This window comes from Martelella sp. NC20, from assembly GCF_013459645.1.
Taxonomy (GTDB): Bacteria; Pseudomonadota; Alphaproteobacteria; order Rhizobiales; family Rhizobiaceae; genus Martelella.
Genome location: NZ_CP054861.1, coordinates 3,863,372 through 3,876,327, shown reverse-complemented (window position 1 = coordinate 3,876,327; position 12,956 = coordinate 3,863,372). Strand labels below are relative to the sequence as shown.

Below are 12,956 nucleotides of genomic sequence, written 5' to 3'. Positions count from 1 at the left end.
ATGGTAAGACGCATCATCATTGGCCGACATCCGACCTTCGGCGTTTCCGGCGCATTCCTGAGCCGGCCCGGCGACGACGTCGTCAATCCGACCGGAGCGCTGCTTCTGGATTCCCGCTATCAGAATGTCGCCGTGCATGCCGAGGGGCGCTTTCGCATGGGGCGGACCACCGGCGACGGCTACTCGACATGGTGGGCGACGGTCAATTTTCCCGACCTCGGATATGCCCCGCTGTTCTACGGGTCGATGACCTACGCCAATCCGCACAACGCAAACAAGGTCCCCGTGGACTCCAACTATTACCCGACGAGCAGTTGCGCCAATGGGGACACGACCCTGGGCGAGGTGGATTTCTCCTTCGGCGTCTGGCTGGAGAACAACGCGACGATCAGGGCCAAGGCCTACGCTGACACCGGTCCGCGCAACGCGGATTTCGATTTCTATTACATCATCCTGAAGAGGGCGACATGACGAGGCGGGTGTTCATTGGCAATGACGGCGGCGCGTTTCGCTTTCGCGTTTCGATGCCGGGCCACGATGCCCTGACGGCGGCCGATCAGAACCTGACGATCAAGGAAGGCATGCTGCCGCTGACCCCGAAAGAGATGGTGACCGCGACGGTGCCCGCCCGATCTTCGGGCAGTCCGCCTTCCACGGTGACCGTCAACACGGCAAAAGACTACGCGCTTCCGCCGTTCATCGTGCTCAAGGCGTCTGACAACACCATTCCCGGCGAGAAGACCTTCTATGCGCGCTTCGAGCCTTATTACGACCGGATCAAATTCTACAACATGGTTGGCCGGTCCCTGACAATCACCGCATTCATTTTCGACGAGGTAATTTGATGACCGCCTACACCACCGGCACGATCACGCTCACCAACGGGTCGACGGCCGTGACCGGCGATGGCACGGGCTGGGCGACGGCGCTGATTGCCGGCGGCGTCATCTATCCGCAGGCCGCCGGCAACCCGCTGCCGATCGCGAGCGTCGACAGCAATACAGAGATTACCGCCGCGACCGAATGGACGGGCGCGACTGGCACCTATGCCTATGCTCTGCAGCGGCAGGATGACGCCAACCAAGTGATCGCCAATGCGGTGGCGCTTGCGGACTATATCCAGCGGCTCGACAATGAGACGCTCTCAGCCCTCGCCGGGCTGACGCCTGCGGCTGACAGACTGGCCTATTTCAGCGGTGCGGGCACTGCCGAATTGACCACACTGACGAGCTTCGCACGATCGCTGATCGATGACGCGAATGCGAGCACGGCGTTGACAACACTTGGCGTTTCGGCGTTCGCGAAAACATTGCTGGATGACGCCGACGCATCGGCTGCGCTCACAACACTTGGCGTTTCGGCATTCGCGAAAACATTGCTGGATGATGCCGATGCGTCTTCGGCGCGCAGTACATTAGGGGCACAGGCCGCGTTGGGTTATACACCGGTTAACGCCGCTGCCCCGGATGTTTCGGGCTCTCTCATTAGCACGGGCTGGTTCATATCAGGTGGCGCGTTTAATAATACCCGGTCTCTGATACTTCAACAAAGCGCGGCTGCCGGCGCTGTTCGTGCTGAAATGCAGGCGCTGGAAAGAGTAGGATTTTACTATACTTGGCTTTTCCGCCTTAGCGCTGGCGGTGCCTGGGTGGATATGGAGTTTCGTTCAGACGGATCCCTTACCGTCCCGGGATCGATCAACGGGGCTTCGAAGAACTTCCTGATCGACCATCCGCTCGACCCCTTCAATCGCGACCTGATCTTCTCCTCGACCGAAAGCCCGCATTACGGCGTCGAGGCCTGGGGCGTCGCACGGCTCGAGGGCGGTCGGGCCACGGTGGACATCGACGCCGCCAGCAATCTGACGACCGGCACCTGGGCGGCGCTGACGCAGAACACCATCGTTACGTCGCTGCAGAACCAGGATGGGTTCGCGCGGCTGCGGCCAGGACCCGTTGCCGGAGGGCAGTTCGAGATCATCGCTGAAGACGATGAGTGCGGCGATCTCGTTGCCTGGCGAGTGGTTGCCGATCGCAACGACCCGGTCGTCAAGACGCTCGGCAATGCCGACCCGGAAACCGGCCTGTTGATCCCAGAAGCAGACAAGGAGGATCTGGCATGAGCGATCCGGCAAAAATGGTGGTCGATGGCGCGCGCCTCGGCACGAAGGGCTTTCCGCGCCACTATCAGGCCTATGGCGTCGAACCGCCCATGAAATACGAGGAGAGCGGGACGGCCGTTCCGACCGTGCCGGCCGAGCCGACAAAGGAAGAGCTCGCCGCCTATGCCCGCGACCTGTCGTGGCGCGCCCGGATTGCTGGGACCGAGATCAACGGCGTTCGGGTCCGCTGCGATGACGGCGCGATCGCGCTGATCAATGGCATGGCGATGCTTGCCCAGCAGGATGCGGGGCGGACCTTCAATTTCGACGCCAGCGAGGGGATCGTGAGCCTGACGGCCGAAGACGCGATCGCGCTGGCGACGGCCGGCGGTGAATTCGTTCAGTCGACCTTCGATCGCCGGGCGGCGGTACTGGCTGCGATCGCGGACGGGTCGGTTGCGAGCGTCGACGCTATCGACGCTGCGTTTATTGATCTTGTGGGAGTTCTGCCATGATCGGCTTTAGCGTTGGGTTGAGCCTGACGCCTGGGAGAGGTGGGGGAAGATGGTGGAATTCCGCTGCGTACCAAGCTGGGGACGCGGACACCGGACAGACGCTGGGGCCTGCGGCGATCCTCGATTTCTCGGGTCAACGCTACATGCTGTCAGATGCCGCCGCGCCTTTTGACAGCGTGGTGGATTTCACTCGCGCCGGCGCTGCCACCTATATCGATGCTGACGGACTGATCCAGTTGGCTGCGGCCGATCAGCCGCGCTTCGATTACACCCTTGGGCGGCGTCAATTGCTGCTGGAGGGGCCGGCGACGAATTTGCTGACCCACTCGAATGATTTTACCAATGCCGCATGGCTGAAGACCCGGGTCTCGGCTGTGAAGACAGAGGCCGGCCCATCCGGCGCACCCGATGATGCTTGCGCCATTGTCGCAGCCCCGGAGGCGGGAAGCCATTACATCTATCGGCCGGTCACATTTTCCGCCCAGCCCTATACCCTGACGCTGCGCGTGAAATACGCAGGCCATCGATGGTTCTATATCCGCCTTTACGACGGATCGAACCTTCCTCTGGCTTCCTTCGATCTTCTCAACGGCGTGGCCGGGAACACGTCCGGGGCGGTCGCCCGGACGATGACGGCAGACGGGAACGGTTTCTACAAGATCACCGTGACCGCGACGATGGCGGCCGGGACCGGCAATGTGCTCTTAGGCCTGAACGCGACGGACGCAGCCGGCATTGACGGCTGGACGCCGACCGGGGCGGAAAAAGTCATCGTCCACGGAACCCAGCTGGAGACGGGTTCCCATTCCACCTCCTATATTCCGACCGCAGGAACCACCGTCACCCGACCCGCCGACAGGGCGCAATTGACGGAGCCCGTTGCCGCACTGCTGCGGCGCGAGGAGGCGAGTGTGCTGGTGCAGGGCGAAGGCGCATATGGTGTCGGAGGTAGGTTACTGTCAGGCCCGGCATCAACGGATTTCCTCTTAGCCATAACTTCCGGTATCGTGGCAGGGAGGCCCAACGTTATCTTGCACACGCCGGTTGAGCAGCCAGTACCCAGCTTTGGCGCCGCGTTTGGGTGGTCCGAAGACGAAATGTCGGGGAGCTATCAGGGTGGGGTCGTGCAATCTAACCCCGAAACACAAGAGGCTGGCCTGTCGCAGGTCTACCTTGGCCGCAACGCCACTGGCAACTTCGCCAACGGATGGTATGACCAACTCGTGATCTGGCCGTACCGAATTACGGACGCCGATCTTCAGGCAAGGGCGGTGTCCTATGCATGATGCGTTCCTGAAATTCGCCGATCACGCCGAAGCGCTCGCTGCTTTCGAAGTGGCCGGTCTTGCTCTCGATCAGATCACCTATCACGACACCGGCCTGCCGACGGGCATGCTGATCGTCAAGGCGGTGGGTGCCGCCTGTGACGGCATGGTCTATGCGGCGACCGGCGAGGCGGAGACCGATGCCGAGGGCGCAGATTATCCGGTGATGGCGACCGTCCCCGGCTTCCACGTCAATATCCGGCTTGCGGATGGTGCGGGTCTTCCCGAGGCGCTGTTGGCTTACGTGGTTGCGCCGCAACCGGAAACGCCGGCGGAGCAGTTCGCCTAGCAGGCAGGTGGCCATGGCCTCACGGCCATGGCGCGGCGGGGTCACACTTGGCAGAGATACCCGCCGGGCAGCACAAAACAACCACCGCACCCAGCGCCCCCAATTAGGGACCGTGCGAGTGTGCATGTTTCTGCAGCTCATTGAAACAGCAAATCCTCGAAGGTTCGTCTTGATCGGGCCTGCGGTCGAGGGCTGCTGTTGGTCCACTTGGCGTTGACCTATCGCATCTCAGACCGTCTGGCGGTCACCATCAGAAGGAAAATCGACATGGAAATCACCACGGTCTCGCGCCGGGGGCGCGCTTTCGTGCGCCTTCATGAAGGCAATCCCCAGACCGCTTATCTCGATCCGACCGGCACGCCGACGATCGGAACCGGTTTCACGATGAAGTCCGCCTACTGCAGGCGTGAGTTCGCGAAGCTCGGGATCACGAAGCTCGTTCCCGGCAAGACAAAGATCACGACCGAACAGTCGGACGTGATCTTCGTGGCGGTGATCGACAGTGGCTATGGCAGGGAAGTCGTCGACAATTCACCTGCCGACCGTACCCAGTGCCAGATGGATGCTGCCACCAGCGCGGCCTTTAATCTCGGTGGCCGCGTGGTCAGCAAATGGCGGTTCGGCACGCTGTGGCGGGCAGGGCGACCGAAGGCGGCAGCCGACTACCTCGCCAGCCACTACAACACCTCGAAGGGCAAAAAGCTGCCGGGGCTGGTGCGGCGGCGCAAGGAAGAGGCTCTGCTGTTCGAAAAAGGCATCTATACCGGTGTCGACACGGCTGCCTCTGCCCCTGAAGGTGTGCCGCGCACTTCGAGCGATACCGCGCCGGCGAACGGCGATCCAGTCGTATCCGAGGTTCAGGCCATGCTGAAGAAACGCGGCTTCGATCCGGGCGAAATCGATGGCTGGTTCGGGCAGAAGACGAAAGCGGCCGTGAAGGCCTACCAGATGGCGCACCCGCATCTGAAAAACGACGGCATCATCGGCCCGGCGACGATCGCGCAGCTCAGGCGCGATATGGCGGCGTTGAAGGATGCCGCGGAGAAATCCGGAGCTTCGGCCGTGGCCTCCGGTGCTGTCGCCTGGGCATCAGGCCTGCCGGTCGGCTGGATTGTTGGCGGTGTTGCCATTGTTGCCATGGCGTGGTTCGCCTGGCGCTATAGCGATGTCATTGCGCGGCGCTTCAATAGCCTCACGGGCAGGGTGGTGGAGGTATGATTGCTTCACTTGTGGCCTTACTTGCGCGGCTTGGCGGGAGCGGCATTGTTGATCGGGCGATCACGCTGATCGAAAAGCGCGGCGAGCTCGCTAACGACCGGGAAAAGATCGCGGCCGATCTGTCGGCCGAGTACCTACGGCAGGTCGTCAACGAAACGCGGATCATGGCGGACTACAATACCGACAAGCTTTCATTCCCGTGGTTCTGGATTTTCGCTGCCGCGTTCCTCGGCCCGCTGGCGCTCTGGTGGTCTGCGGTCATTCTCGACAGCGTCTTCAATTTTCCATGGGATGTCGCAAATCTGCCGACGCCTGAAATGCGGGCCTGGGCAGGCAATATGATCCAGTGGATTTTCTACGTCGGGTCCGGCGCCGGAGCGCTCAGGGCTGTCATCAGGAGGTGATCGCGTGACGAACGAGCTGTATCAGTCGGTCGGCGAGATCAAGAGCGGGTTGGAAATTCTCCTCAAGGCCGAGGTCCGAAACGAGGAGAAACGCCGGCGACTCTATGAGAGGATTGAGGTTGTCGAGCGCCAAAACGAAAAACTGCTTGATCAGCAGGAAGTGATACGGAGTCGGCTGCAAAAGGCGGAAGTCATGGTCGACGAATACAAGAGGATCAAGCAGATGGGTCGCGGCTGGATGCTGGGCGCGGCCATGTTCGGCGGCGGCGTGACGCTGGCCGTCTCGGATTGGGTCACCGCAGCGATCAAGGCGATCGGCCGGTGACGGTAACCGCCTCGGGAAGCCGGGGGCGGGCCCGGGACGCCATATGGCAGGAAATTGAGAACTGAAATGGCTCTGGAGAACCGAAGATTTCAGGTAAGTGGTTGTCCGCAATTCAGCCGGGTATCCTTCCGACAACAGGCACCGGGATTATATAATGGCAAGAGGCAATAGCTCGCTTCCAGGAAAATGTCGCCCTCATTCGAGATGAGGGCGAAACGGTCCGAAGCAAGTTTTCTCAGAGCCAGAACGATCAAGCCTAAACGGCATCATCTGTGTCGGGAAGAACAAGATAAATCAAAACGGCAATGATCGTGATGAAAAAGCGAAAGGCACTTGGCACACCGTTCCATTGTTCGGACATCCACATGCCGAACCATTCGCCGCCAATCGACATGAAGCCTACCTGCCAGGTCAGAAAACCTATGGTCAGGCCAACTATCGCCCATTTCTTGCGGGCGTTAAACTCTTTCGCGGAGCCGCCACTGGCAGCGAGCAGCTTAAACCCGCCCACCCAGCAAAGGAGCGCGGTGAGCGTCTCCAGCGCAATAATGAAGATGTACCCCGCATGATGGAGCGCTTCGGATTCAATTGCGCGATACCTGATCGACGAGTCCGGAAAAACCGTGTCCATCAGGAAAACGTGGTGAACAAAAGCGAAATTGGATCCGTAATCCGTGATGTTGCCGAATGCCACGAGCGAAGCAAAAAAAGCAATGGCAAGCACCATAAAGGACTTTGACAGCCGGATAGTCATATTAACCTAACTCCTTGGTATTTCCTCTTTTAGTAACGACATGCTGAGCTAGCGCTGTCGTTCTCCCAACAACTCTTACGGCCGTTCACGCGCGAAGTCTCTCGCACATGCGGTCGAGGCACAAGTGTGCCTCACACTGTCTGCGTGACTGTTTTTGAACGCTTTGCTATGAAGCTGGATGAGCGGCCCACGAGGTGCATCAGCGTACCAGCGGCTGGGGGAACCCAAGATTCATGAGTTGAACATGTGAGAATGGAGTTTTCTGCATGGGGGAGAGCGATCGTCCGTTGTGGGCGAGAATAGTCAGGGGAAGACACTGGCGCTCAATGCACATGGGATGGTGGTTTCCCCATGTCCCGCTGGCACTTGCTATCGGTATCGGTGGTTTGCTGCAATTATTGCCGGTGTTCGGATCGCTTCAGAGCCTGATTTCCGTTCTGCCCGTTCCGGTGAGTGACCTCAGCGGCCTGTCTGTAGGTTTCAAGGTGCTCGCGATACGCGGCGTCTCGCAGGAATTGGTCGGTGGGCTATTGACGCTTTTGTCGATTGGGCTGCTCTGGCGATCGAGGCTGGCCTGGGTACTGACGCTTTTAATGACGGCAGCATCGCTCGCCCTGCAGCTCCTCTTGCACTCGGATCCCAACTCTGCATTGGTTGCCTATAGCGTGTTCCTGCTGATCTCGCTTTTGCTGACGCGGCAGAGTTTTCACCGGGCCAGCCTTACCATCGGAACACTGTTCGCTCTCGTGGGCATCCTGCTCACCGTGAGTTACGGCGTTCTCGGCAGCTACGTTCTCGGCAAGGGATTTTCACCAGCAATCGGCAATTTCGGCTCGGCGCTGTATTTCACCGTCGTCAGTATGTCCACGGTCGGCTACGGCGACATTACCCCGCACACGGACGACGCGCGACTTTTCACCATGTCGCTGATCGTTCTTGGACTGGTTGTGTTTGCCACTTCACTGACGACAATCGCCGGCCCGGTGATCAACAGGCGCATGATGAGCCTGCTGCAACCCAGGAAGAAGCATATGAAACGAACCGGTCATATTATCGTCGCTGGCCAGAATGCACTGGCCCGCAACGTGGTCAAATCGTTGGAAAAGCGCGGAACTCAGGTAACCGCAATATGGGGTGCGGCCCCACAGGCCGGCATCGAGCCGCCCGATGATCTAATCGTCGGCGATGCGACCAACAGCGAGGTGCTCGAAAGTGCCGGGGTGAGGCAGGCGCGAGCCGTGTTGGCGCTGCAAGACAGCGATTCCGACAATGCTTTTGTCTCGCTTGCAGCCAAGGACGTCAATCCGGACGTGCGAACCTTGCTGGCCGTCAATGATGCGCACAACATGGACCGGATGCGTCGGGTAAAGCCTGACGCGGTACTTGCACTGCCCGTCATCGGGGCAGAGCTGGTCGCGATGGCGCTGAGCGGCGAGGAAATCAAGACCGATCACCTGCTGGACCAGTTGCTGCGGCTTGGCTGACCGAAAGTGACCGCATGGCGCCGGCCAATTGGCTTTGACCAACGGCGCAGTCGTTGCGGTTATGGCTGCGCCGAGGATAAGAGGCGCTCAAGGCTCAAGATACTGCTGGACAGGCCGAACGCAGGGCGTCGGTCTGAAGAGCCACTCGTTCTCAACCGTTTCTCAAGGTCAGAAGAAACTCTGTTGACATATTAAAAAATGAGAACGAAACAAGAACGAAATTAACGGAGAGTCGAAATGTCAGAAAAACAGAAAATCATCATCATGCCCTTCAAGAAAGGGAGGAGGGGAAGTCTGACGCCCGGTGAAATGAGGGAGGCCAGCTCCGCTGCCTCCGCCGAACGAACCGTGGATGCAATGGCATCCCGCTTCGCCGGTGTCGCGGCTTTTGAGGTCACTGTGGACGATGAAAACGGGTACTTTTCCAGCCCGCGTTTGCTCCATAGCTGCGGCAGTATCATCGACCTTTCGAAGGATGATTGAAAATAGCAAAGTTCAGACCCCCGCACGTGATGACCTTGGTCTGAGTGGCGAGATCCGGCCTGAACTCTTCGTCACCTACTTCAATGTTGGTGACGGGGAGGCACCTTCGGATTCCGTGGCCACTCGGCATATTTGCCGCCGGCCAGGCGGATACGCGAATAGCGCTTGAGGGGATACTCAGGAGCGGTGGCCGGAAACAGCGGCGGCACAACGCCTCCGCGCATTTCAATGCAACCCCGATTTATCGAACCGATATCGAGGTCGCCGCAGTACTCATGGCGGCGTTTCAGGCCGGCGACTATGCGGGCTCGCCGGCCATGCCATTCTGGCGAAATAGGTTTACACAAGCTATGAATTCGTCAATGTTTTCATAGGTTCCGGTTTACAGGAAAACGCCGCATATACTCTGAATTATCTGGATTGCGCCATGGCCTTCTAAGCCGACGGTCGCAGGTTCGAATCCTGCAGGGGTCGCCATTACCTTTATATGAATGCCAATGAAGCATAAGAATGCACGAAATGGCCATTTCTCGTGCACACCCCACTAGTGTCCGGTTTAAATTTGTAGACAAGGCGCATGACATTGATTCTACTTGTTTTCAGACGTTTCGCGGCGTTCTGGACACGAGCAGGAGGTCAATGCCATGCAACATCAAAATAGCGTTTTCCATCAGATACAAAAGCATATTCCGTGGGGCGTGTTCGAACGTCTTGTGGATGAGCATAACGCGGATCATCGCGTGCGCCGGCTTTCCACCAAAGGCCAGTTTCTGGCGCTGCTATTCGGCCAGCTTTCAGGCGCTTCAAGCCTGCGCGAGATCGAAGCCGGCCTTTCCAGCCATGAAGCCCGGCTTTATCATGTCGGCGCCCGACCGGTGGCGCGAACAACCCTTGCCGATGCCAATGCCACAAGACCGGCGGCCCTTTATGCCGATCTGTTCGCCCATATGGCGACGACGGCCAGCCGGCGGACCCGCCGCCACATAGCCGATGCCGTGCGGATTCTCGATGCCACGCGCATTCAGCTTTCAGCCACGAAAAGCGGGTGGGCGGATATGGTCAACGACCATCGGGCCATCAAGCTGCATGTGAACTATGACCCGCATGAAAGTCTGCCTGTCGCCGCATCCCTCAGCGGTCAGAAGACCAATGACATCACGCCGGCAAAAGCGGCTCCGATAGAGCCGGGCATGACCTATGTCTTTGATCTGGCTTACTATGACTTCGCATGGTGGGCCAGGATCGATCAGGCCGGCGCACGTTTCGTCACCCGCCTGAAGACCAATACCATGATCGACGTCACCGCTGAACAGCCCCTGGCCTGCGGCTCACCGGATGGACAAAAAGCTCCTGAGGTACGCGAAGCGGCAAGCGGCCATCAACTGCCGCACTAATCTCGATTATCTCGAACGCTGGCAAAGGGCTGTGCAGCGAGAGCGCCCCGAAACGAAAAAAGCGATCCGCGAAGTATTCGAGGGCGTGCGGACCGTTCTCAAGCGCGAGAAGTCACCGCCACCAGTCGACCCGAAGGATGGCTGGTCGCCATGGTCAGCAAAGGATTTCATGCAGGCTTTCGAGCTTGAAACGGGAGACTACCATCAGGGCTATGAAGGGGAGTGGTTTGCAGAATCCCACCTCAAGCCGGTTGGCAAGGGGTTTTCGCTTAACAACATCACCTATTCCATCGGAGGCGAAGCGAGTTGCGCAAAACAGCTCAAGCTCAAACTCAACGTCAATGCGCCTGACAGTGATGATGAGGCGCGAGCGCTGTTTTCACAGGCAGCGCTCTATCTCCTGCTCAAGGCAAGCCAATCAGAGCCAACCAAGCGGATAGAGCGAAAGATTGAGGCCCTGGAAGACTTCGAGTTTGCGAGCGGCCCCCATACGATCTCGCTCAAGAAAGACGACTGGTCGCACGGCACGCGGCCCGAATATGACCTTGTCTTCAAGGTCGAAATGACGAGCTAGGTCGTGTGGACTCTTGGGCTTCCCAAGTCTGAGCAAATCAGAATCAAGACTGTCTTTTGCAGGCAGTGATGTGTGTATTACCGGTTGATCCTTCGGGACGAGCAGTGGGAGCGGATATCGCGGCACAGCATTGGTGATGATCGGACGCGTGGGTCGTCGGGTCGCGACAACAGGATGTTTGTGGAAGCCGTGCTGTGGATCGTGCGCACCGGCTCGCCCTGGCGTGACCTGCCGGAAGTGTTCGGCGAATGGAACAGTGTCTTCCGCCGCTTCAGCCGCTGGAGCAAAAAGGGCATCTGGTGGCGTATGTTCGCGGCGATGTCCGATGATCCGGACTTCGAATATCTGATTGTCGATTCCACCATCGTCCGCGCTCATCAGCATACCGCTGGTGCAAAAAAAGGGGCTGAAGATCAAGCCCTTGGCCGCTCTCGCGGGGGCCTGAGCACCAAAATCCACATGGCGGTGCGCGGTCTCGGTTGCCCGGTCCGCTTCACACTGACCGCAGGCCAAAAGGGCGATGCGCCACAAGCCGATGCCCTGATCGAGGGCCTGCCTGCCGATATCGTCATGGCCGACACCGCCTATGACAGCGATCGCCTACGCGATGCCATCGCGGACAAAGGCGCTGTGGCGGTGATTCCTAACAATCCCTCCCGTGCCCGGAAATACCCACTCGACAAGGACCTTTATGCCCAGCGCCACCTCATCGAATGCTGCTTCTCCAAGCTCAAGCATTTCCGCAGGGTCGCAACGCGCTTCGAGAAGACACCTCTATAGACCTTCACACGTTGCGCAACGAATGGCAGCTTTTACAGGTCGGTCCGCATTCCTTCGAACGACCTAAATGGGGGCTAGCGGAATTCCGAGCAACAGCTCTGCGGTAGCGGACGGGTGAATAACATCCAGATCGACCCGCTCCCCACTTAGAGTCTGTCAGGTTTATTCTGAACCATATCCTGCATGTCTGAGATAGTTGGAGCACTCCTGGGGGCTGAAGAGCTTGAGGAGTTCACCGATACGTCTCCATGTTGTCTCGACGGTTCGTTCGTCCGCCTTTCTGACGAGCGTCTTGAGCTTTGCGAACATCATCTCGATGGGATTGAGGTCCGGGCTTTAGGGCGGCAGGAAGAAGAGATGCGCACCGACATCGCGGACTGCATCGCGTGCCGGCTTTCCTTTGTGGCTTCCCAGATTGTCGAGGATGACGATGTCACCGGCCTTGAGTGTCGGGACCAGACATTGCTGGACCCATGCGGTAAAGGCGATGCCATTGATGGGACCATCGAGCACGAGGGGCGCCACGATGCTGTCGCGCCGTAAGCCGGCCAGGAAGGTCAGCGTCTTCCAATGACCATGAGGGACTTTTGCAATGAGAGGCTCGCCCCGCTGACACCAGCCGCGGGTGCGTGTCATGTTGGTCTTGACCCAGGTCTCGTCGATGAAGACAAGCCGATCCGGATCAAGCCGATGCTGATGGGTCTTCCAGCGCATCCGGAACCGGGCCACTTTCGGGCGGTCCTGTTCGCTTGCCAGCAGTGTTTTTTTGAAGGTCTTGCCCTCGCCGCGCAGGAACCGCCAGACGGTGTCATGAGACACGTTGATCCCTACTGCCTTCAGGTCAGCCGACAATGCGCGCACCGTCCAGTCGGACTTGACCTGCAGCCGCTGACGCACGGCGTCGGCCGCCGCGCCCCTCAGTGTCGGCTTGACATAGCCGCCAATCTTCGCCGGCTTCAGGCCTTTGCCTGAACGGTCGAGCTGTCCGATCCGTACCGCTGTTGCCGCCGATACGCCAAAGCGCTCCGCTGCGGCGCGAACCGTCATGCCATCAGTCAGCGCTGCCGCAATGCGTGTTCGCAAATCAAGTGAAAGAGGTCGCACCATCATTGCTGGCCTCCTCACCAGCAATGATCTTGAGAAATCGATCGCAAGGGAATCCCCAAACGATTCCGTTTAGGGCTGACAGACTCTAGTCAGCTGGTTGTCCTACCGGGGCCCGGGCGGGATGCCGGTTCCGCCCTCCGGTCAATTTCGCTGGGTGTCGTCATCAGCCAAGCTTTCCAAGGGGCGGAGATCCCGGCAAACTA

At 59.2% G+C, this 12,956-nt stretch carries 15 protein-coding genes and 1 pseudogene; 14 read left to right on the top strand and 2 right to left on the bottom strand.

Going from position 1 to position 12,956, the window contains the following annotated elements; genetic code table 11:
- The 9 genes from HQ843_RS18555 to HQ843_RS18515 all read left to right on the top strand — a co-directional run bounded on the left by HQ843_RS18555 (window position 1) and on the right by HQ843_RS18515 (window position 6,177).
- Window positions 1–471 (top strand): hypothetical protein, encoded by a 471-nt coding sequence (locus tag HQ843_RS18555; protein ID WP_180901769.1) that lies wholly within the window; start codon window positions 1–3, stop codon window positions 469–471.
- The gene (locus tag HQ843_RS18550) at window positions 468–845 is read left to right on the top strand and encodes a hypothetical protein (protein WP_180901770.1); all 378 of its coding nucleotides are present in this window, start codon (window positions 468–470) and stop codon (window positions 843–845) included. Before HQ843_RS18555 ends, HQ843_RS18550 begins: the two co-directional genes overlap by 4 nt.
- Entirely contained in the window at window positions 845–2,122 is a 1,278-nt protein-coding gene (locus tag HQ843_RS18545; RefSeq protein ID WP_180901771.1) for a hypothetical protein, read from the top strand. Before HQ843_RS18550 ends, HQ843_RS18545 begins: the two co-directional genes overlap by 1 nt.
- Window positions 2,119–2,616, top strand: a complete 498-nt coding sequence (locus HQ843_RS18540; RefSeq protein WP_180901772.1) for a DUF4376 domain-containing protein — start codon at window positions 2,119–2,121, stop codon at window positions 2,614–2,616. The genes HQ843_RS18545 and HQ843_RS18540 overlap by 4 nt, the downstream gene beginning before the upstream one ends.
- Entirely contained in the window at window positions 2,613–3,902 is a 1,290-nt protein-coding gene (locus tag HQ843_RS18535) for a phage head spike fiber domain-containing protein (RefSeq protein WP_180901773.1), read from the top strand. Before HQ843_RS18540 ends, HQ843_RS18535 begins: the two co-directional genes overlap by 4 nt.
- Window positions 3,895–4,230, top strand: coding sequence for a hypothetical protein (locus HQ843_RS18530; RefSeq protein WP_180901774.1), 336 nt, complete (start codon window positions 3,895–3,897; stop codon window positions 4,228–4,230). The genes HQ843_RS18535 and HQ843_RS18530 overlap by 8 nt, the downstream gene beginning before the upstream one ends.
- A 267-nt stretch (window positions 4,231–4,497) precedes the next feature.
- On the top strand, window positions 4,498–5,448 hold the full coding sequence (locus HQ843_RS18525) for a glycoside hydrolase family protein (protein ID WP_180901775.1): 951 nt from the start codon (window positions 4,498–4,500) through the stop codon (window positions 5,446–5,448).
- The gene (locus tag HQ843_RS18520; protein ID WP_210275322.1) at window positions 5,445–5,852 is read left to right on the top strand and encodes a hypothetical protein; all 408 of its coding nucleotides are present in this window, start codon (window positions 5,445–5,447) and stop codon (window positions 5,850–5,852) included. The genes HQ843_RS18525 and HQ843_RS18520 overlap by 4 nt, the downstream gene beginning before the upstream one ends.
- A gap of 4 nt (window positions 5,853–5,856) precedes the next feature.
- Window positions 5,857–6,177 carry a hypothetical protein gene (locus tag HQ843_RS18515; protein ID WP_180901776.1) on the top strand — a complete coding sequence of 107 codons (321 nt, stop codon included), beginning with the start codon at window positions 5,857–5,859 and terminating at the stop codon, window positions 6,175–6,177.
- A 256-nt stretch (window positions 6,178–6,433) separates the two neighbouring features.
- Here the strand turns inward: HQ843_RS18515 and HQ843_RS18510 are convergent, their stop codons facing one another.
- A complete protein-coding gene (locus HQ843_RS18510; RefSeq protein WP_180901777.1) occupies window positions 6,434–6,931 on the bottom strand; it encodes a DUF2165 family protein in 498 nt (165 codons plus the stop codon).
- Between the two features lie 326 nt (window positions 6,932–7,257).
- Between HQ843_RS18510 and HQ843_RS18505 the strand changes: the two genes are divergently transcribed.
- The 5 genes from HQ843_RS18505 to HQ843_RS18485 all read left to right on the top strand — a co-directional run bounded on the left by HQ843_RS18505 (window position 7,258) and on the right by HQ843_RS18485 (window position 11,646).
- Window positions 7,258–8,415 carry an ion channel gene (locus HQ843_RS18505; protein ID WP_246710150.1) on the top strand — a complete coding sequence of 386 codons (1,158 nt, stop codon included), beginning with the start codon at window positions 7,258–7,260 and terminating at the stop codon, window positions 8,413–8,415.
- A gap of 237 nt (window positions 8,416–8,652) precedes the next feature.
- Window positions 8,653–8,898: a hypothetical protein gene (locus HQ843_RS18500; protein WP_180901778.1), complete on the top strand. Its 246-nt coding sequence runs from the start codon at window positions 8,653–8,655 to the stop codon at window positions 8,896–8,898.
- A 644-nt stretch (window positions 8,899–9,542) separates the two neighbouring features.
- On the top strand, window positions 9,543–10,292 hold the full coding sequence (locus HQ843_RS18495; RefSeq protein WP_180901779.1) for an IS4 family transposase: 750 nt from the start codon (window positions 9,543–9,545) through the stop codon (window positions 10,290–10,292).
- Entirely contained in the window at window positions 10,234–10,866 is a 633-nt protein-coding gene (locus HQ843_RS18490; protein ID WP_180901780.1) for a hypothetical protein, read from the top strand. The genes HQ843_RS18495 and HQ843_RS18490 overlap by 59 nt, the downstream gene beginning before the upstream one ends.
- Window positions 10,867–10,938: 72 nt before the next feature.
- Window positions 10,939–11,646, top strand: a complete 708-nt coding sequence (locus tag HQ843_RS18485) for an IS5 family transposase (RefSeq protein WP_180901781.1) — start codon at window positions 10,939–10,941, stop codon at window positions 11,644–11,646.
- Between the two features lie 162 nt (window positions 11,647–11,808).
- Here HQ843_RS18485 and HQ843_RS18480 read toward each other — a convergent pair.
- A pseudogene (locus HQ843_RS18480) lies at window positions 11,809–12,753 on the bottom strand (IS630 family transposase).
- Window positions 12,754–12,956 lie beyond the last annotated feature (203 nt).